Source organism: Arthrobacter sp. 147(2020) (assembly GCF_013116715.1).
In the GTDB taxonomy this organism is placed as follows: Bacteria; Actinomycetota; Actinomycetes; order Actinomycetales; family Micrococcaceae; genus Arthrobacter_D.
The window spans coordinates 1-19,126 of record NZ_JABFOM010000001.1; the positions used below are offsets into that span (position 1 = coordinate 1).

14 protein-coding genes and 2 tRNA genes are annotated in these 19,126 nt (G+C 64.5%); 7 read left to right on the forward strand and 9 right to left on the reverse strand.

Features of this window, described 5'->3' with window-relative positions:
• Window positions 1-78 precede the first annotated feature (78 nt).
• On the forward strand, window positions 79-1,485 hold the full coding sequence (locus HMI58_RS00005) for a phosphomannomutase/phosphoglucomutase (protein ID WP_171617731.1): 1,407 nt from the start codon (window positions 79-81) through the stop codon (window positions 1,483-1,485).
• A 129-nt stretch (window positions 1,486-1,614) separates the two neighbouring features.
• Here HMI58_RS00005 and HMI58_RS00010 read toward each other — a convergent pair whose 3' ends face one another.
• Window positions 1,615-3,480 carry a phosphoenolpyruvate carboxykinase (GTP) gene (locus tag HMI58_RS00010; RefSeq protein ID WP_225667802.1) on the reverse strand — a complete coding sequence of 622 codons (1,866 nt, stop codon included), beginning with the start codon at window positions 3,478-3,480 and terminating at the stop codon, window positions 1,615-1,617.
• Window positions 3,481-3,808: 328 nt separating this feature from the next.
• Here HMI58_RS00010 and HMI58_RS00015 point away from each other — a divergent pair.
• Both HMI58_RS00015 and HMI58_RS00020 read left to right on the forward strand, forming a co-directional pair.
• A tRNA-Arg gene (locus HMI58_RS00015) sits at window positions 3,809-3,881 on the forward strand.
• A 98-nt stretch (window positions 3,882-3,979) separates the two neighbouring features.
• Entirely contained in the window at window positions 3,980-5,398 is a 1,419-nt protein-coding gene (locus HMI58_RS00020) for an NAD(P)/FAD-dependent oxidoreductase (RefSeq protein WP_171617732.1), read from the forward strand.
• Here HMI58_RS00020 and HMI58_RS00025 read toward each other — a convergent pair.
• The 5 genes from HMI58_RS00025 to upp all read right to left on the reverse strand — a co-directional run bounded on the left by HMI58_RS00025 (window position 5,395) and on the right by upp (window position 13,523).
• The gene (locus tag HMI58_RS00025) at window positions 5,395-5,919 is read right to left on the reverse strand and encodes a histidine phosphatase family protein (RefSeq protein ID WP_171586167.1); all 525 of its coding nucleotides are present in this window, start codon (window positions 5,917-5,919) and stop codon (window positions 5,395-5,397) included. The two genes, HMI58_RS00020 and HMI58_RS00025, sit on opposite strands and share 4 nt — an antisense overlap.
• A gap of 342 nt (window positions 5,920-6,261) precedes the next feature.
• Window positions 6,262-8,877 carry a helix-turn-helix transcriptional regulator gene (locus HMI58_RS00030; RefSeq protein WP_171617733.1) on the reverse strand — a complete coding sequence of 872 codons (2,616 nt, stop codon included), beginning with the start codon at window positions 8,875-8,877 and terminating at the stop codon, window positions 6,262-6,264.
• Window positions 8,874-11,318, reverse strand: coding sequence for a LuxR C-terminal-related transcriptional regulator (locus tag HMI58_RS00035; RefSeq protein ID WP_171617734.1), 2,445 nt, complete (start codon window positions 11,316-11,318; stop codon window positions 8,874-8,876). Before HMI58_RS00035 ends, HMI58_RS00030 begins: the two co-directional genes overlap by 4 nt.
• A 251-nt stretch (window positions 11,319-11,569) precedes the next feature.
• A complete protein-coding gene (locus HMI58_RS00040; RefSeq protein WP_171586170.1) occupies window positions 11,570-12,409 on the reverse strand; it encodes a winged helix-turn-helix domain-containing protein in 840 nt (279 codons plus the stop codon).
• A gap of 478 nt (window positions 12,410-12,887) precedes the next feature.
• Window positions 12,888-13,523 carry a uracil phosphoribosyltransferase gene (upp, locus tag HMI58_RS00045; protein WP_171586171.1) on the reverse strand — a complete coding sequence of 212 codons (636 nt, stop codon included), beginning with the start codon at window positions 13,521-13,523 and terminating at the stop codon, window positions 12,888-12,890.
• Window positions 13,524-13,546: 23 nt separating this feature from the next.
• Here upp and tadA point away from each other — a divergent pair, with 23 nt between their 5' ends.
• Both tadA and HMI58_RS00055 read left to right on the forward strand, forming a co-directional pair.
• Entirely contained in the window at window positions 13,547-14,032 is a 486-nt protein-coding gene (gene tadA, locus HMI58_RS00050) for a tRNA adenosine(34) deaminase TadA (RefSeq protein WP_171617735.1), read from the forward strand.
• Between the two features lie 110 nt (window positions 14,033-14,142).
• Window positions 14,143-14,628 carry a pyridoxamine 5'-phosphate oxidase family protein gene (locus HMI58_RS00055; RefSeq protein WP_171586173.1) on the forward strand — a complete coding sequence of 162 codons (486 nt, stop codon included), beginning with the start codon at window positions 14,143-14,145 and terminating at the stop codon, window positions 14,626-14,628.
• 173 nt (window positions 14,629-14,801) lie between these two features.
• On the opposite strand, the gene HMI58_RS14785 is transcribed toward HMI58_RS00055, so the two are convergent.
• Entirely contained in the window at window positions 14,802-14,933 is a 132-nt protein-coding gene (locus tag HMI58_RS14785) for a hypothetical protein (RefSeq protein ID WP_263971907.1), read from the reverse strand.
• 88 nt (window positions 14,934-15,021) lie between these two features.
• On the opposite strand from HMI58_RS14785, the gene HMI58_RS00060 reads away from it, so the two are divergent.
• Window positions 15,022-15,109, forward strand: a tRNA-Ser gene (locus HMI58_RS00060).
• 101 nt (window positions 15,110-15,210) lie between these two features.
• Here the strand turns inward: HMI58_RS00060 and HMI58_RS00065 are convergent.
• Entirely contained in the window at window positions 15,211-16,458 is a 1,248-nt protein-coding gene (locus HMI58_RS00065) for a low temperature requirement protein A (RefSeq protein WP_171617736.1), read from the reverse strand.
• Between the two features lie 90 nt (window positions 16,459-16,548).
• On the opposite strand from HMI58_RS00065, the gene HMI58_RS00070 reads away from it, so the two are divergent.
• Window positions 16,549-17,139, forward strand: a complete 591-nt coding sequence (locus HMI58_RS00070) for an AAA family ATPase (RefSeq protein WP_171617737.1) — start codon at window positions 16,549-16,551, stop codon at window positions 17,137-17,139.
• Window positions 17,140-17,154: 15 nt separating this feature from the next.
• Here the strand turns inward: HMI58_RS00070 and HMI58_RS00075 are convergent, their stop codons facing one another.
• Window positions 17,155-19,086, reverse strand: coding sequence for a PKD domain-containing protein (locus HMI58_RS00075; protein ID WP_171617738.1), 1,932 nt, complete (start codon window positions 19,084-19,086; stop codon window positions 17,155-17,157).
• Between the last annotated feature and the right edge of the window lie 40 nt (window positions 19,087-19,126).

The following is a 19,126-nucleotide window of genomic DNA, read 5'->3' on the forward strand; positions in this document are numbered from 1 at the left end:
GGTCGGGAATGTGGATACCGCACACGTCTTCGCCTGCACACGCCTTGTCTGGCAGGGGGCAACGGTTAGACTCTCCGAGTGAACAAATCCTTCGATCTTTCAGCATCCTTCAAGGCCTACGACGTCCGCGGTATCGTCGGCGAAAGCATCACCGCCGAGATTGTCGAGGCCGTGGGCGCCGCCTTCGTGGACGTGCTCGGCCTCGGCGGGCAGATCGTTCTGGTGGGCGGCGACATGCGTCCGTCCTCGCCCGAGTTCAGCCAGGCGTTCGCGCGCGGCGCCACGGGCCGGGGCGCCGATGTCGTACTGCTGGACCTGATCTCGACCGATGAGCTGTACTACGCCAGCGGAGCCCTCAACGCAGCGGGCGTCACCTTTACCGCGAGCCATAATCCTGCCGAATACAACGGCATGAAGATGTGTCGCGCCGGAGCCGTTCCGGTGTCCTCGGAGACCGGCCTGGTCGAGATCCAGGCCCTCGCCGAGCAGTACCTGAACAGTGGGTCCATCCCCGTCGCGGAACGGACCGGCACCATCGGCGTCCGCGACGCGCTCGGCGGGTACGCAGAATACCTCCGCTCCCTGGTGGACCTGTCCGGATCACGCCCCCTGAAAGTGGTCGTGGATGCAGGCAACGGAATGGGAGGGCTCACCACGCCCGCCGTCCTGGGCGACACGCTGCTCCCCAAACTTCCCCTTGAGATCATCCCCCTGTACTTCGAGCTCGACGGATCGTTCCCGAACCACCCGGCCAATCCGCTGGAACCGGAGAACCTCAGGGACCTGCAGGCGGCAGTGGTCAGCAACCAGGCGGACATCGGAATCGCCTTCGACGGCGACGCCGACCGATGCTTCGTCATCGACGAGCAGGGCAACCCGGTCTCGCCCAGCGCCGTGACCGCAATGGTGGCCCGCCGGGAAATAGTCCGGGCGCAGGCTGCCGGGGAAGATACTCCCGTCATCATCCACAACCTCATCACCTCCCGCGCGGTGCCCGAGCTGGTGGAACGCCTGGGCGGGCGTCCGGTCCGTACCCGGGTGGGACACTCCTTCATCAAGGCCGTGATGGCCGAGGAGGGTGCCGTGTTCGGCGGTGAGCACTCAGCTCACTACTACTTCAGGGACTTCTGGAACGCCGACACTGGAATGCTGGCGGCCATGCACGTGTTGGCCGCACTGGGCGAGCAGCCGGGGCCGCTGTCCGACCTGGGCCGCGAGTATGAGCCGTACTTCTCCTCGGGTGAGATCAATTCACGGCTGGATGACGTCCCCGCCGCTGTTGCCCGGGTGCGCGAGGAATTCGAGAGCGACGGCGTCACGGTGGACGAGCTCGACGGGTTGACGTTCACAGCAGATGACGGTTCCTGGTGGTTCAACCTCCGTGCCTCCAACACCGAGCCCTACCTCCGCCTGAACGCTGAAGCGGTCGACCCCCACGTCCTGGAAACATTGACCGAGCAGGTGCTGGCGCAGGTTCGCCAGTAGGGGACGCCGCCCCGGACCCCGCAACCCGTGATCGACGAAGACCTGTAAGACGGCGAGGGCACCCGGTGGATTTCTCCACCGGGTGCCCTCAGTTAGTCAGTCAGTTACTCAGTCACTGGATGGTGCCGATCAGACGGCGAACCGCTCCTTGAGCCCGGTCAACTGATCCTGGAGCTCGGCGGGGAGCGACTCACCGAACCGTGAGTACCACTCCTCGATACCGGCCAGTTCAGCCGCCCACTCCTCGGGGTCAACCCGCACCGCTGCGTCAACCTCCTCCGGCGTCATGTCCAGGCCAGTGAGGTCCAGCGAATTTCCTGTCGGCACGAAACCGATGGGGGTTTCGACGGCGTCGGCGGTCCCTTCCAGCCGTTCGATGACCCACTTCATCACCCGCGAGTTCTCACCAAAGCCCGGCCAGGCGAATCCTCCGTCAGCGGTCCGTCGGAACCAGTTCACCAGGAAGATCTTGGGCAACCGTTCCTGATCGGCCTTAGCGCTCAGGGTGATCCAATGGCGCAGGTAGTCGCCAGCGTCGTATCCCATGAACGGGAGCATTGCCATCGGGTCGCGCCGTACCCGACCGACCTCCCCGGCCGCCGCCGCCGTCGTCTCGGAGGACAGGGTGGAGCCCATGAAGATGCCGTTGGTCCAGTCGCGTGACTGGGTGACCAGGGGAACGGTGGTCTTCCGGCGCCCGCCGAAGAGGATAGCCGAGATTTCCACGCCGTCCGGGTGGTTGAACTCGTCGGCCAGCATGTCGATCTGGTCGATCGGGGTGCAGAACCGGGCGTTCGGGTGGGCAGCTGTCTTCTCTGAGGCGGGCGTCCATTCGTTCCCCTGCCAGTCGGTCAGGTGCTCCGGCACTTCGGCCGTCATCCCTTCCCACCACACGCCGCCGTCGTCGGTCAGGGCGACATTGGTGAAGATCGAGTTGCCCTTCGCGATGGCGCGCATCGCGTTCGGGTTGGTGAGCCAACCGGTGCCGGGTGCGACGCCGAACAGGCCAGCTTCGGGATTGATGGCCCGCAGTTCTCCTTCGTCGCCGAACCGCATCCAGGTGATGTCATCGCCCAGCGTCTCGACCTTCCAGCCCTCGATGGTGGGGTCCAGGAGAGCCAGGTTGGTCTTGCCGCAGGCGGAGGGGAAGGCCGCCGACACGTAGTAGGTCTTATTCTCGGGAGAGGTGAGCTTGAGGATGAGCATGTGCTCCGCCAGCCATCCCTCGTCCCGTGCCATCACCGAGGCAATCCGCAGGGCGTAGCACTTCTTGCCCAGCAGCGCGTTGCCGCCGTACCCGGAGCCGAAGGACCAGATGGAGCGTTCCTCCGGGAAGTGGACAATCCACTTCTCGGCGTTGCACGGCCAGGGTACGTCAGTCTCTCCCTCGGCGAGGGGTGCGCCGAGGGAGTGGAGGGCGGGGACGTACTCGGCGTTGAGCTCGGTCATCCGTTCCAGCACCCCGGTGCCAATATTGGCCATGATGCGCATGGAGCTGACCACGTAGGCGCTGTCAGTGATTTCGACGCCGAACTTGGGGTTCGCGGCGTCCAGGTGTCCCATCACAAACGGGATCACGTACATGGTGCGTCCGCGCATGGCGCCGGTGAAGAGACCTCGCAGCTTCTCCTTCATCTGGTCCGGGTCCATCCAGTTGTTGGTGAACCCGGCGTCGCGCTCGTTCTGGGAGCAGATGTAGGTCTGCTCCTCTACCCGTGCCACGTCCGCTGGATCAGAGAACGCCGCAAAGGAATTGGGGAACGTTTCGGGGTTGAGACGCCGAAGGGTTCCAGCGTCCACCAGTTCGTCGGTGAGCGCCTTGTTCTCCTCCTCGGAGCCGTTGACCCAATACACCCGCTCAGGCTGAACCATTTCGGCAACTTCCTGAACCCACGCGAGCAAGCCAGCGTGAGTGGTCGGCGCAGGGGTCTGCGTGCCCTGATCGGTTGCGTTCAGGTTATTGTCATCAACCAGCTGGCGTACGGGATCGCCCATAACATGTCCCTTCGTTGGGTGGGTGGTGTAACGATGCTATGGTCCATGTCACTAAGGGGCTTAGCACCGTCAAGTGGGCTGCGGTGGGGTCTCCTAGGATATTTCCCTAGAATCTACGGCGGCTAGACAGTGTCAAGACTACTTAATGTGATTAAGGTCACGTAGACCGGTCTAGTCATGAATCAGCATCGAGGGCCTCCGATCGCCCGACCGCTCCCCGCAGGCCGGGCAGATTAGGCGTAGGTCCTCAATAGCTGTAAAGTTATCTACGGCCAATAACCGCGTGGTTCGCCTGAAAATGGCAGACACAAGGTTAGCTAACGGCGATGCGTGCGTAGCTCAATGGATAGAGCACCTGACTACGGATCAGGAGGTTGGGGGTTCGAGTCCCTTCGCGCGCACGGTTTGATGAAATGCCCTCCCCACTGGTGGAGGGCATTTCTTTTGCCCAAATACGCCAGAGGTTGCCCCGCGGGACCGGCGGTGAAAAGCTCAAGGCATGAGTGACTCACAGGACTTTGACGTAATCGTGATTGGCGCCGGCGCTGTCGGCGAGAATGTGGCGGATCGTGTGGTGCAGGCTGGCCTGTCCGCGGCGCTGGTGGAATCCGAGCTGGTGGGTGGAGAGTGCTCCTACTGGGCGTGCATGCCGTCCAAGGCCCTCCTCCGCCCCGGGACCGCGTTGAAGGCCGCTTCGTCGGTCGCCGGATCGCGGGAGGCAGTCAGCGGCTCCCTCGATGCCCAAAAGGTCCTGGACCGTCGCACCGAATTCACCTCCAACTGGGACGATTCCTCGCAGGCCGTCTGGGTCAAGGACAGCGGCATCACCCTGGTCCGGGGAACGGCGCGACTCACGGGTGAGCGGTTGGTTGAGGTGAGGGACAACGACGGCGACGTCACGCTTCTGACCGCACGCGTGGCAGTAGTGCTGGCCACCGGGTCCACCCCCACCACCCCACCCATTGACGGCCTGGACGCCATCGAGTTCTGGGGCACACGGGAAGCCACCTCCGCCACCCAGGTGCCCGATTCCCTGGCAGTCCTGGGCGGCGGCGTCGCGGGCACCGAACTGGCCCAGGCCTTCGCCCGGTTGGGTGCGAAGGTCACCATCATTGCCCGGAGTGGGCTGCTTTCCAACTACCCGAAGCCAGCCGCCGATCTGGTTCGGACGGGACTGGAAGACGACGGCGTCGTCGTCCTGACCGATACTGCCACCGAGTCCGTGCGGCAGGAGGCTGACGGTTCGGTCACGGTCACGCTGGGCGATGGCGAGACGGTGACCGCGGCGAAGCTCCTGGTCTCCACCGGCAGGCGCCCGGCGCTGGCCAATCTGGGCCTTGAGGACCTTGACCTCGACCCCGGGAAGCTGGTGACCGACCAGTCGGGCCGGGTGCAGGGCGCGGACTGGCTGTACGTCGTGGGCGACGCGGCGGGGAAAGTCCTGCTGACCCACCAGGGTAAGTACGAGGCCCGCATTACGGGCTCGGCAATCGCAGCCCGCGCGGCGGGAACCCTTGGGGACGCCGTCGAGGACTGGAGTCCTTACGCGTCAACAGCAAACCATTACGCAGTCCCCCAGGTGGTATTCACAGACCCCGAGATCGCTATGGCCGGGCGCACCATTGAACAGGCACGCGAAGCTGGTCTCACCGTCAGCGAGACCAGCCTGGAGATCGCCGTGGCCGGATCAGCCCTCCACTCGGATGGCTACCAGGGGTGGGCCCAGATGGTCGTCGACGAGGATCGGCGGATCCTCGTCGGAGTGACCTTCGCTGGGCCCGACGTGGCCGAGCTGCTGCATGCAGCCACCATTGCTATTGCGGGCGAGGTCCCGCTGGACCGGCTCTGGCACGCGGTGCCCGCCTACCCGACCATCAGCGAGGTCTGGCTGCGCCTGCTCGAGAAGTACGGGCTCTAGGCCCGCCGCACCACGAAATCGGTCATGACCGCGTCGCGGCCATCCAGTTCGCTCCAGTGCCGGTCATGTTCCAGCACGGACAGCCCCGACGTCGGGTAGTGGGTAGCCATTTCCATCACCGCGTCCTCATCGGAGTCAGCTGAGGCCAACCGCATGGCCAGCTCCTGGACTCCCGGCATGTGGGTAATCACCAGGAGGCTGGTGACCGTTGCCGGCACGTGATTGATCAGTGCCAGGATCTCAGTGGCGGTCGCGGAGTAGAGACGGTCCTCAAGCTTGGGGGTGGGCGCCTTGTCGCCGAGTTCCTGGCAAATCCAGGTGCAGGTCTGGCGGGTCCGTAAAGCTGAGGAACAGAGGATGAGGTCCGGGACGGCGTCGTTCTCCACCATCCACCTGCCGGGTAGCGGTGCGTCCCGGTGGCCGCGCGAACTCAGGGGGCGCTCGAAATCCTCCACGTTGCGGGGCCAGTCCGATTTGGCGTGCCGCAGCAGCATAAGTCGTTTCAGGTGATGGGATGCCATGGCCTGAAGTCTATGGGGTGTGGCGGTGCCGACAGGACGCCAGGTTAAACAGAAAGAGCGGCTTCCCGGCTCTCGCCCCGGGAAACCGCCCCGATCTGTGGGTCAGCGGTCGGTTTATCCGCTCGGTCGATGCTCTCCGCACTGGCGGAGACGGAGGCGGGGAGGTTCGTTGGGGAGTCCCTCAGCCGCCCCCGGCTCTATGCTTCAGTGCTGGTGTCTGCACCGACCTGGGAATTTCTTCCCTGAGAACAATGTATGCCGTGAATGGGCTACCTTCTCTACGCAGGTACTACCCGACTTTTCGTGGCGCTTACGTAGTTTTGGAAATCCGGCTGCGGGTACCTAGCGATCCTGCTTGCCAATGTCCCTACGTGAGGACAAACCCAGCTTCGTGAGGATGCTCTCCACGTGGCCATCGACGGTCCTGATTGACACTCCCTGCTCCTTCGCGATCTGCCGGGCGGTCTTTCCTGCGGCGACATCAGCGGCGACAACTGTCTCGCGGGGCGTGAGACGCGTGGCCTGGCGAAGCGCCGCCAGTTGTGGGTGCGCCCGCTGAAGCTCAGGATCGAGCTGGCCCAATAATTTCGAAGCGCTCCTGACCACCTTGCCATTCGAGCCAGCGGATTGGGTAAGGAGCACCCCTAGACAAACGGGAACCAGGAGTTCCTGGCCGTGGGCGAGGCAAAACTCGGCAGCACCAATCAGCCGGGCGGGATCTCCCTCGTCCAGCGCAGTCAACACTGTGTGCAGGCTTTGGGCACGGGGATCGGCCAGCCCGGTCGAACAAGTGATTGCCCTGGAGATGGCATCGGGCGCACCCGCCTGCACGCCCAGAACAGCTAGTTCGGTTCGGAGTTGGGGATTTGCCACCTCTGCCGTCATCGCGTTGCGCTGACGGATCAACGCGGAATCGGGCGGTTCCCTGACCACCGCCATGTAGGCCTCGGCCAACAGCAGGCGTTCGGGAGGGCCCAGGTGAGTGAGACGTTCATACTCCGCGACGTACCCCTCAAGGCTGGGGTCTCCAATGAGCCAGGCTGTGTAGGCGGCCAGGGCGGTCGCCAGCGGCCTGAACCGCTTGATATCCCTGCCCCGAAGCACCACCACTGCAGTCCGCAGGTGGACGAGGGCCGTCACCGGACGTCCCCGGCGCAGCTCGGTCAGGCCAACTACCAGCTCCCAAAAACCGATAAACCGTTTTACCCACGGGGCCCTGCCATGGGTGAGTTTGGCCTGGAGAGCCGCCAGGTCCTCCCAGAAGCCGCCGCCAGCCAACAGGAACATGAGCCGCACCACCACGTACCCGCCGTAGTTCCGCAGCGGCTCTTCCTCGAGAATGATGCCCAGGGCCTGCGTAAACTCGGTGGCCGCGGCGCGAAGATCCCCCCGGCGGTAGTGCAGTTCGCCCGCGACGACATGCCAGCACATCGCCTCATTCGGATCATCGGGCGGACCGCCGGCTTCCACAACCGGTACCTCCGGAATGGCGCCACCAATGAGCTGCTGCAGGTCGCTGCCGAGCCGCATCATCAGCGTGCTCTCATAGACCTCTCCCGTCGAGGCCGCGGCGGACCGACGCCTGATTGCCTGGGCCAGCGTGGAGGCGCCCATCCCGGTGGCGAGATTGATCTGGAAGACAAAGTGGACCACCGAGGCAAGCACCTCCGGGCCTGGGTCCCCCATCAGGAGTCGGCGGAGGCGCGACAGGGCGAGGTCTGTCCGGCCGTCATAGAACTCGGTCCGCGCCCGCTGCACTTCGGCAGCTGCGACGATCCCTTCCTCGTCGACGGTCAGGTCAGAGGGGAGCAGTTGCAGCAGCAGTTCGGCGGTATCCGGTTGGTCTAGGCGGTTGGCCAGTGTGGCTGCGGTCAGGACTTCCCGGTCGTCGACGGCCACTCCCACCGACAGCTTCCACATCACCCGGTGGATAACGCCAGGGGTATTGGAGAGGTCAGTGAGGTACTGGTTGACGTTCTCCCAGAGTCGCCGCGACCGGAAAGGTTCGATCCGCTGCCGGATGGCCGCTCCCAGAATGGGTGGGGAGGCCCGCAGCCAGATTTGCCCGGCGTCCTCCACCCGGGTCAGTGCACCCTCCAGCAACAGGTCGTTCACCGCATTCACCCCCCACAGGTCCACGACCACTTCCACTGGAATCTGGTGGGCCAGGGCGACCGTCAGGAGAACATCGGTTTCCTGCTGACCGTAGTCGGCAATCAGGCTGAAGATCCTCTCAGCCATTCGATCGGTCAGGCTGAGCTCGCGGGGAAGTATCCAGACGCCGTCCCGGACCTCGATCAGGTGCTGCAGTTCCTCATCCCGGGAGACCATTTCCAGCAGGACCGGGCTTCCCCCGATAACGTCGCACACCAGGGTGCTGGAGAGCATCGGCAGCGTCGCTCCCAGGATGCTTCCGAAATACTCCCGGACATCTGCCGGGGAAAGTACCGGGATCTTGACCTCCTCGATGAAGCCGTCCGCCAGCGATAGTTCGAGGTCCAGCGGAAGCTGGCTGCGGGGTCCGCTCCGGATCAGCAGCCCAATCTCCGGTGACTCAGCAAGCCTGGTCAGGACGGCGATGCTCGACGAATCGAGGTGCTCGGGCCCCCGCACCACCACCACGCAACTCCCGCCCTCGGCCAGCCGCCTGATCCGGTCCCGGACGGCTGACAACACGTCAAGTTCCGACTGGAAGTTGACGTCAGGAGAATCAAGGAGGAGTGGGGCCAGCGGGGCGTACGGGACATCCGCGAAGGGTTCAGTGCCCTGCACGTTCACCGTGCAGCCGGGCTCAGCGGACGCCAGGATGCGGGCGAGCAGGAAGTCTCCGCCGAAGACGGTGGAGGTGGTCAGGATCAGCCCACCCCCCTGGGCGGTCACCAATTCGCGCCCCGCTGTGTGAAGTACCTCGTCGAGAATGCTTCGCTTGAGGTGGTCAGCTCGGGGCTGCCTGGTCATGCACCGCCCGATTCTGCAGCATCATCGAGAGGCTGAAGCGCCTGCCGCAATTGCTCCCTCGTCGAAACTCCCAGCTTCCGGTATGCATTCTGCAGGTGACGCTCGGCGGTTCGGGGGGAAATTCCCAGCAGGGCCGCTATCTCTGAGTTCTTGCTGCGGGACACGGCAAGGTCGACCACCTGGCGCTCCCGACGCGTGAGCGCCGCGATCTCCGCTGGCAGGTCAAGGTGGAGCTCGGGCCCGGGGACCAGCTCTTGGGCGGCGCGCTGGACATCGGGCTGTCTGACCCTGCCCGCTGCACGCGATGCCAGAGTGGCGGCAACTCCCGACAACGCGGTGTTCCCCTGCCGGGCTGCTGCCTGCGCAGCCCTGACCAGGGTGATCGGTTCCCCGGTCAGCACGCCGTCGGCGAGCAGGCCCAACTGGCGGGCGAGCGGTCCGGTGGTTGATCTGGCGCACCGTTCGAGACGCTTGAGGTCCAGCTCATTGAAGCCGTGGTCGGGGGTGGCATCCGCGTTGTGCTGGCCCTGCGTCAACACCATGGATCCAAGCGCAAAAAGTTGCAGGCCCAACAGCCCGGACAGCCTCGGGTGACCCGCCAATTCCTTGAAGTCGGCGGCGACCCTGCCCTGGTCGTCCGGTTCAGCGAACAGGCCGGCGCACTGGGCAGTGAACCAGCCGAACATGTCGGTGGGGGTCCGTCCACCACGCTCGCCCCCGATCATCACGTCGCCTGGTTCCCGGGAAATCAGGCGTGGCAGCAGCAGCGTGGACTGTTCCCCGAAGAGGAGCCTCCCCGGGCGCCGCAGCACATTCTGGCCCAGGATGTCGGAGAGGCCGCGCCACTCACCATTGAGGAACAGCACCCGATAATGGGCGGTCTCCCCGATCTCCCGCACCACTGCGGAGCGCACGCTGCGGTACACCAGCCCGCATTCGATGGCGAGCAGGCGGGCCCGGGCCGGATCCCCGCAGACCGCGAAAGCCTCGGCGGCGAGCATGGTTACCAGGTAGCGGGCGTCCGGCCACGCAGGAAGGGTGATCGAGTGAAAGAGATCAAGCACAGCCCGGTAGTCACCGGTACGCCGCAGCACCAGCATTTGCGCCACGGTGTCGCCCGCCACCTCTTCCAGCGAAGCCTGGTGGGCTGCGAAGACAGACTGCACCAGTTCTCCGACCGCGGCCTCGTCCGCAACAGCTGCTGTGGACGACCCGGCGTCAGCGGCAGCCGCAGTCAGGACCTCCATGCCCTCCCCGGGCTGCCCGAGGAACCAGTGCGCTTCGGCCTGGACGCGCCGGGCTGGACCTGTCTGGGCTGTGACCGCCGAGGCAAGGTCGAGAGCTATCCGGGGCGAGTAGGCCCGCAGCGCGTCATCTGCTGCGGCCAGCAATGCCGAATCGTTCACTTCTATACCGCGCTGCAGTGCCCAGACGATATTGGCGCCGGGCGGCCGCACCCCGCGCTGCGCCATGCCGGGCTCAACAATCGTTGACCACACCTCGCGGCTCCGGTCATTACCCAGGGTTTGCCGCAGGATGTGGGCGAGCCCCTTACTGTGCAGCCAGTAGGTGTTCCCGCCGTCACGCGCCTCGACCATGCCCTCACGTTGCAGGCGTTCGAGCGCCCTCATGTCGCAATGCTGGGCAAGCACGTCAATGTGAACGGATCCTGCGGCGGCGAGGATCTCCAGCGCGGCCCGCTCGGCGCTGTTGAGCCGTGACTGCAGTACGGCCAGGCCGCTGCGCAGGGATCCGCTGGTGAATGGTTCGGCGTAGTGCGGTGTGGTCCGCCATCGTCCGTCGATCAGAGCGATGTTGCCGTTCTCCCGCGCGTGGGCGCACAGCATGGCCAGAATCCGGGCATTCCCCCGAGAGTGCGCGTGCAGGGAGTTCGCCACCGAGGTGGAGACCTCCCCACCCAGGACACGGGTGATCACTTCCCGCCCCTCGTCGACCGATAGGGGCGTCAGGGTCAGGGGTTCCATGGATCGGCTGTTGACCGCCGCGCGCAGTTCCGGGCTGTCATCGACCCGGTTGCAGGACACCAAAAGGGTGACCGATGACATTCCGAGCACCATGGTGCATAGTGCCCGGCTCTCGGGGTCAAGGAAATCGAAATTGTCGATCAGCAGGATGACAGGACGGTCGGTGGCAAGCTCCCGTAGCCTGGCCGAGAGCTGGGCGAAAACGGTCGCTGGGTGGAGGGTTGAACCCGGAGGCACCCGGACAAGATCTCCCAGCGCCAGGTAGGCGGTTCCGCTACCCCGGGGTGTCCCGCGTAGGCGGACAATGTGGCTGTCGGATTCAAGAGAGAGGGATGCGACACGCAGAGATTCGGTTTTCCCGGACCCGAACTGTCCCTCGACGACCACCGAGACTCCATGCCGGAGGTAGTCCTCCAGCTGCTTCATCAACTGGCCTCGGGTGCTGTCCCCAGTCATTCTTGTCCCCAATGTGGCGTGTGCTTAACAGGGAACCGGCAGCTACTACCGCCTCTTTAAACACTGGCCCCCACGCCCGCCGGGCGCAGGGAATAGTGAAATCTTCCGCTTCTGCAGCCACTGGTTACCCGGCTCATCTTATCTATGCGGGCGATTGACTCCCAACAGTCGCCCCGATGACAAGATGGTCGAAGGTTACCACTAACGACGGGGGTTTGGAACCCCTGCTCGGAGCCCTAGCGGTTGGTGTCCTAGATGGAGTATTCGGGGGCGGCCCAGACGATAACTTCGGGGTGCTCGTAGAACCGGTAACCCTGGCCCCGAACGGTGCGGACTGTGTTCGCGAGCCGGCCGAGCTTGGACCGGAGCCGACGAATGTGAACGTCGATTGTCCGTTCGTTGGGCACCTCTTCGGCGTTGCGCCACAACCCGCTCAGGAGTTCCTCGCGACCGACGGTGCGCGTCGCATTTTCGACGAGGTAGTTGAGGAGTTCGAACTCCTTGAAGGTCAGGTTCAGGGTCTCACCGTCGAGGTGGACCTCGCGGCGGGACAAGTCGATCAGCACCCCGGTAGGACGAGGCGCGGCGGGCTGGGCAGGTGTCGCGGGTGCCCGGCGGGTGACTGTCGGATCACCGAGCGCCTGCCTGACGACGTCGATATCGCTCCCGACGGCGTCCGCCGGGGCAAGCGCGACTGCGGCGTGACTCTGGGCCTGCGGCACGAGGGACCGGACATGGGCCCTGACGTCCTGGGCCAGCTTGGTCAGGGTCGTCCCGTTCGCTGCGGCGGTTTCCTCGTTGAGCGCCACGTACAGGACAAAGCCGCGGGCCGTCGTGTCGCCGCTGACCGACTGGGGGCCGGGGATCCCGTTGGGCGTGACCACGGCGGTGGGTGCCGTGTCGGGGTGTGAGCCGTCGGCCGAGCCCGGCACCGCCTGAAGGGGCCGATATTTCGACGTCGGCTGGTCCTGTGTCGGGAGTTCACCGTAGGGAACGAAAGACGGTCGCGGCTGGTAGGAGCGGGCCTGAAGGATGGCGCGGCTCTGAGCGTTGCGGAGTGAGATGTGGACGTAACCAGATGCTACTGACATATTGCTTGCCTCTACGTGAATGGCCGTCATCACGGCACGAATGCGGGGGTGTGCCCGGTCGAGATGGCTTCAATGGAGCCCGCCGTTGGGCTAGGAGTGCGTACGGGTGGGGGTAAGCCGTTACGCGTGCATTCGACACCAGCGCGGCCCGCGGACAGGCTGGACGCCTGCTGTGGACGATGCGGCTGGGGATGCCGATGAGTGGGTAAACACGTTACTAATTATTGCACGTCACATTCCTTTACGCACAAGTAACAAAGCATTATTGGGCGTAGCGCTGCCCAAAAAGAGGTTGGACAGACTGTTCACGAATAACACTAAGTACACTGCGAATATCGTCTTCGTCCACATGAACAGCCTGAAACGCAACATTCGTCCAGAGCAGGCCCTGTCGACAGGAGGTGGTCGTCCCTTATGCAGGGATGGTCCGCCCACGGCATAGCCCCACCCGGGGCCAGGGACTCCGGAGTGGAAGGGGCTAGCCGACCACGCCGTACAGACGGTCGCCGGCGTCACCGAGGCCCGGCACGATGTAGGCGTTTTCGTTGAGCTTCTCGTCAATAGAGGCCAGAACGATGGTGACGTTCGCGTCCTCGAGTTCGGCCTGCAGCGCTGCGAGTCCTTCCGGCGCAGCCAGCAGGCAGATGCAAGTGACATCTGCCGCGCCGCGTTTGAAGAGGAACTTGATGGCTTCACGCAAGGTGCCGCCGGTAGCCAGCATCGGGTCCAGAACAAAGACCTGCCGCCCGGTCAGGTCATCGGGCAGCCGTTCGGCGTAGGTGATGGCTTCGAGGGTTTCCTCGTTGCGGGCCATGCCCAGGAATCCGACCTCAGCGGTGGGGACCAGCCGGGTCATTCCCTCCAGCATGCCCAGTCCCGCCCGCAGGATCGGGACGACCAGGGGGGTGGGCTTCACGAGTCCGGTGCCGATGGCGGTAGTCACCGGAGTTTCAATCTCGACAGGCTCTACCCGGACGTTGCGGGTCGCCTCGTAGGCGAGCAACGTGACCAGCTCCTCTGTCAGCTGCCGGAACACCGGCGACGCAGTGTCCTTGTCCCGGAGGACTGTGAGTTTGTGGGCTACAAGGGGATGATCTACAACCAGTACGCGCATAGCTCAAAAGTATCATTGGGGGCATGCCGCGAATCCCGCTCGGAGCCGACCTCCTCCATTCCCAATGGATGGGCCTCGCCCTGGACGCTGCCCGACGGGCCCTGGCGACGGCTGACGTACCCATCGGCGCCGTGGTCGTCGGCCCTGACGGGACGGTCCTGGGTACCGGCTGGAACGAGCGGGAGGCCTCCGGAGACCCGACCGCCCATGCAGAGGTACTGGCCCTGCGGCGTGCAGCAACGGCCGCGGGGAGCTGGCGGTTGGACGACTGCACCCTGGTGGTCACCCTGGAGCCCTGCGCCATGTGCGCGGGGGCCTCCGTGTTGGCGCGTGTCCCCCGCGTGGTGTTCGGGGCGTGGGATCCCAAGGCCGGGGCGTCCGGGTCGGTTTTCGACGTCCTTCGGGAACGGCGGCTCAACCACTGGACCGAGGTGATCCCCGGAGTTCGTGAGACCGAGTCCGCCGATCTGCTGCGGGACTTTTTCGCTGCGCAGCGCCGGGAACGGTAGGCCACGGCACCGGTCATCGATTTCGCTCCCCGCTGAGTCGGTGTCGCTGAAGGGAGGTAGTGCGTAGGCTGACTAAATCCGGTATAGCCGCAAAGTTTAAGGAGCACTTGATGAACGCGCAGCAGGATGGCATGAAAGAACTTCATAAGGTCTTGAAGGATGCGGATATCGCGATCCTCACCACGATCAACGGCGAGGGCCAGCTGGTCAGCCGCCCACTCGCCGTGCAGAAAACCGAGTTCGACGGCGATCTGTGGTTCTTCACCGAGGACCCGTCACCGAAGACCGCCGAGATTCGCACCAACCCCCAGGTAAACGTCTCGGTCAGCAGCGGCAAGGGCTACGTCTCCATCACCGGCACGGCGTCTGTGACCAAGGACCGGGCGAAGATCGACGAGCTGTGGAGCGCGTCGGTGGAGCCATGGTTCGAGAACGGCAAGGACGACACCTCTGTCGCCCTGATCAAGGTCGACGCCGACACTGCCGAATACTGGACGCTTGACTCCCCGAAGATCGTCTCGGCGTTCAAGATCGCCAAGGGCCTCATCACCGGCGAGCGCGCCGATCCAGGCAAGAACGACGTCGTCGATCTCTAGTGTGCTGAGGGCTTGAAACCGCCCCGTACGAACACCGAAAGCCCCATCTTCCCTGATCGACCGGGAGGGTGGGGCTTTTTCGTGAAGTGGGCAATCTTGATAGCGAGCTCCGGCTCGCACTCCTCCATGGCGAGGCGGCGCGCCTCGTCAGCGAGCACCGCGCCCCTGCGGCCCTAGATGGCTCTTGTGACGGCGCGGCGCAGGTTGGCTTGCCGGCTTTCCGACACCACCGCCAGATTGGCGCCAGCCGGTCCCACCAGCTCCGCCCACTCGCGATCAGTCCTTTTTGCGCCCCGGTTCACCATGCGCTCATCGTAACCGTCGGCCAGAAGAGCATGGCTGTCGGTGGGCGTTTTGGGACTGGAGGCCGCCAGCCGGTAGTGTGGACGCGTTGGTGACGTGTCCGAGCGGCCGAAGGTGCAACACTCGAAATGTTGTTTGGTGAAAGCCAACGTGGGTTCAAATCCCACCGTCACCGCCAGTTGGCAAAGCCCCTGTTTCCCTGATCATCAGGGAGGCAGGGGCTTTGTTGTGCCTGTTGTGCGCGACGCGATATTCCTTCGCCAGCGCCGTCACGAGAGCTCAGTCTCTTGCCGCGGACTCCAGCCGCCTCAGCGCATCCTCTCGGGACTGCTGACCACGGCGCTCGTCAAAGCCAATTGCCAGACCGAGCACCAGCGCCATTTCGAGCATGCACAGCGGAACCGACACCCCCGCGGCGGCCAAGGGCACACTCGCGGCCAGACCGAGCACAACCAGCCCCGTATTCAACAGGAGCAGGCGATCGGTGCCGAGCATGAAGCTGTAAATGGTGGTGACAAAGATCTTGAACAGAATGATCGGCAGCGCGATCGAGGCCACAGCGGCAGCAGCTGAGATATGGGTCTCGTGATCGATGAAGTAGGCGGCCACGTGAAGGCCTGCCCCCGTGGCCGCGATGGCCGCGAAAACGAACATATGCCCGTACCCGAAGGCCCAGGACCGGTGCCGCTGGAAGTGCAGGGCCGCGCCGGAGGGGAGGATGAAGTAGATCCACCACATAGCGAACGCCAGGCCGGTACCACTCAGACCCACCAGGGCAGCGTCCATAGACCACCCGTGTGCTGCCACGATGGCCCGCAGCGTCTCGATGGCGCCGATCAGGCACTCGCCGAGGGCAATGATTGCCAACAGCCCGTAGCGTTCCGCGACGTGATGGGCATGCCAGGGGGTCTTCCCCTTGCGCTCGGCATAGGTGGGGGTTGCAATTTCCAGGACCACCAGCGGGGCAATCATCAGGATCGTGGTCGGTATGTCGGTTTCGACCAACAGCACAGCGACCCAGCCCAGTTGCACCAGGGCCAGATACCTGGCATAGCGTAGACACGTTTCCCTCCGCGCCGGGTCCTGACGCGCGGCCCGAAGCCACTGCGAGATCAGGGCGACACGCATGATGATATAGCCGCTGACGATGGTCACGTTCTCCACGTGGTGGCCCTCAATCAGCGAATGAAACAGGGGCTCGATGCCCATCGCAAGGATGAGAACTCCCACCATCTGGACCATAGTGACCAGCCGGAACACCCAGTCGTCGGTGTCATAGGCACTGGCGAACCAGGTGAAGTTCACCCAGGCCCAGATCACCGCAAACATCGCGATCGTAAAACCAAGGAGGCCGGCACCGAGGTGGGCTTCCGCAATGGCGTGTGCGAACTGGTTGCCGGCCACGCCGAACGCGATCACGAAGGTCAGGTCAAAGAACAGTTCGAGCGGGGTCGCGGAACGGACCTTTTCATGGGGATCTCGACCTCCCATGCGGGAGAGCGCGTGACGAACTGGGTTCGTGGCCATGGCACCAAGATAACCCGTCCCAATCAGCGTGTCAGCCCTGGCTTCTTCCTCGTACTATTGTCTCGACAGACACAGTGACAAACGGAGCTCATGGCAACCTCATCTCGGCGATCGGCCAGGATTATTGTCCTCACCGGCATCGACGGTGCAGGGAAGACCTCAGCCGGAGAACTGCTCACTCTCCGACTGTCCGAAAAGGGATACCCGGCAACGTTCACCACCAACCCATCGGGGCGCAGAAGCATCGGCGCCTGGTGCGAACGTCATCACATTCATCCCCCGGCAGTACTGCTGGATGCCGTGGAAACTGTGATTCGCTGTCTCAACGTCGCCATCTCCCACCTTCGGGCGGGAAACCGCTCCCGCGTGGTGATCATGGACCGTCACCTGTACTGCCAGCTCGCGCTAAGGCGGGTGCGGGGACTTCGCCGGGGCTGGTTCTTGCCCCTGCTGCTCAGAGTCCTGCCCGCACCCGAGGCAATCATCTACTTCGATGTCGGTGCCGAGGTTGCCTACAACCGGATCAAGAGCCGCGCCTCGGACACCGAGTCACTCGAGCACCTGACGATGTTCGACAGGGCCTACAGGGAGCTCCCTGACTTTCAGGCGTTCACCATCATCGACGCGAGTCGTTCAACTACAGACGCAGTGGACGACATGATGCGGGCTCTCGGGCTGTGAACCTCCGGCCCGCGATCATGTGGCCGCAACGTCGTCGATCAGGACCGCAACCGGCGAATTGGTGACTGAACTCGACAGATAGGTGAAGAGCCCAATGGTTCCCCCGGTTTGCAGCCCCGCCGTCGAATCGGTTGCCGAACGCTGCCAGGCGGCCGGCTCGGCAGTTCCGGCTTTCCAGACTTTCGCCCGGATCGTCGTCGGGCTGAGTCCCGTCACCTCGGTCCGTACCAGTAGCCGGTCGCCGGGAGCGTAGGTGAGCCCCGGCAGGGTGAGCGAACCCTGCAGCGACGCCTCGGTGCCGCTGGCGTTGGTGCGGTGCAGCGAAAGCGCCGTCTGGCCGTTGGCGTCCAGCCTGACCTTGGCGCGGTACTCCCCCACCCCCGCCACCCGGCGGCCAATCGCTGACACGTAGAGCGAGCTGGTGGCCGGCCGCTTGTCCACGCCCACTGCAAAGGTCAGGTCCGTGGCCGAGGATGGCGGTGGATTGAGGTAAGCGGTTCGTCCGGACCCTGCCGTGGTGTGCCTGATGGTGCCGGTCCCGGACCCCACCGAGTACGACGCCGCTCCACCGGTTACCGTCCACGGCCCGCCCTGATCGGCCGTTCCCCAGCCTGATGCCACAGTCCTGCCGAAGGTGTCTGCGGCGAACGACCCCTGTGGTGGGGCGGGTGCGACCGTGACGGTCCGGGTGGTGCTGTTGGTGGCGCCGTCGTCGTCGGTCACCGTGAGGGTGATCGTGTATGCACCAGCGGCTGCGTAGGCGTGGCTGGTTTGCGCGCCGGATCCAGTGGTGCCGTCACCGAAGTTCCACGCATAGCCGGTAACCGTTCCATCCGAATCGGTGGACGCGCCAGCATTGAGGGTGCAGTTCAGGAGAGTACAGGAGCTGGTGAAGGCAGCGGTTGGCGGAAGGTTCGACGGCGGCGCCCCCACACTGAGGGTGAATGCGTCAGTGAAGGTCCCGCCCGATGCGCCGGTGAATCCCGCGCTGAGCAGGTCCGGCGTGACCGTCACATCCAGTGAACCGAATGTCGGGTTGGCATTCAGACCCGACGCCGTCGCGAAATAGGGGGCTTCGGGATCGGCGGGGAACACGTCCCTCAGGGTGACACCTCCCGTGCCGATGGTGGCGAAGACTGTGCCCCCGCCCTTGCTCATGGCGTTCCCCGTACCGGCAATGCACGACGACGACGCGGTGCCGGGCACCAGCGCGGGACAGCCGGGGCTGTGGGCGAGCTGGTGTGTGCGCTGGTAGAGGTGTTCGTGCCCATTCAGCACCAGATCAACCCGCTTCTGCAGCATCAGGTTGGTGATATCGGCACCGGCAACGCAACCGTACTGTCCCTGGGACAGGCAGGGCGCGTGCATCCCCACCACCACCCAGGGGATGTCGCTGGCCCGTGCGCCGTCGATGGCCGCAGCGGTCCAGTTATAGCGTGTCGTCCCTGCCGCGTAAGACCAGACGCCGCCGTCGGTGAACGGGATCCCCGGCGAGATCATCACGTAGCGTACCAACGGGTTCTCCCGGGGCACATCCACGTAGTACTGGCGGCCGTAGCTCCCGATCAGCCCGGGCAGCTGGTTGGGCAGGCAGGCGGCGAAGTCGTTGACGTTGCCGTTCTGTCCGTTGCTTTCGTGGTTGCCGGAGAGCAGCTCGAAGGCGAAGCCGGGACCCACCCGCGACGTGACGAAGTCGCACCACGCCTGTTCGGCTCCGGTGGCACCGTAGGAGAGGTCTCCGAGTGCCAGATGCAGGTCCGGTTGCAGGGCGCCGATCTGACTGAAGACGGAGGCTGCCGCGGGGCTGGCGGAAAAATCGCCGCTGGCGGTGAAGTGCACTGACGAATCAGCGGCCGGGGCCATTGGGACCAGTTGGGGAATCACCGCCGACCCCACTACCAGTGCTGCGCTGGCCACAATTCCGGTAATAAGTTTGGCAGTTCCCATCTCACAGTCTCCATCTGGCAGAACAGCGGTGAAACGCCAT

Coding starts and splice junctions, on each gene's coding strand:
- HMI58_RS00010 (WP_225667802.1), bottom strand. CDS start 3,480: ATGGGCGATCCCGTACGCCAGCTGGTTGATGACAATAACCTGAACGCA.
- HMI58_RS00020 (WP_171617732.1), top strand. CDS start 3,980: ATGAGTGACTCACAGGACTTTGACGTAATCGTGATTGGCGCCGGCGCT.
- HMI58_RS00025 (WP_171586167.1), bottom strand. CDS start 5,919: ATGGCATCCCATCACCTGAAACGACTTATGCTGCTGCGGCACGCCAAA.
- HMI58_RS00030 (WP_171617733.1), bottom strand. CDS start 8,877: ATGACCAGGCAGCCCCGAGCTGACCACCTCAAGCGAAGCATTCTCGAC.
- HMI58_RS00035 (WP_171617734.1), bottom strand. CDS start 11,318: ATGACTGGGGACAGCACCCGAGGCCAGTTGATGAAGCAGCTGGAGGAC.
- HMI58_RS00040 (WP_171586170.1), bottom strand. CDS start 12,409: ATGTCAGTAGCATCTGGTTACGTCCACATCTCACTCCGCAACGCTCAG.
- upp (WP_171586171.1), bottom strand. CDS start 13,523: ATGCGCGTACTGGTTGTAGATCATCCCCTTGTAGCCCACAAACTCACA.
- tadA (WP_171617735.1), top strand. CDS start 13,547: ATGCCGCGAATCCCGCTCGGAGCCGACCTCCTCCATTCCCAATGGATG.
- HMI58_RS00055 (WP_171586173.1), top strand. CDS start 14,143: ATGAACGCGCAGCAGGATGGCATGAAAGAACTTCATAAGGTCTTGAAG.
- HMI58_RS14785 (WP_263971907.1), bottom strand. CDS start 14,933: ATGGTGAACCGGGGCGCAAAAAGGACTGATCGCGAGTGGGCGGAGCTG.
- HMI58_RS00065 (WP_171617736.1), bottom strand. CDS start 16,458: ATGGCCACGAACCCAGTTCGTCACGCGCTCTCCCGCATGGGAGGTCGA.
- HMI58_RS00070 (WP_171617737.1), top strand. CDS start 16,549: ATGGCAACCTCATCTCGGCGATCGGCCAGGATTATTGTCCTCACCGGC.
- HMI58_RS00075 (WP_171617738.1), bottom strand. CDS start 19,086: ATGGGAACTGCCAAACTTATTACCGGAATTGTGGCCAGCGCAGCACTG.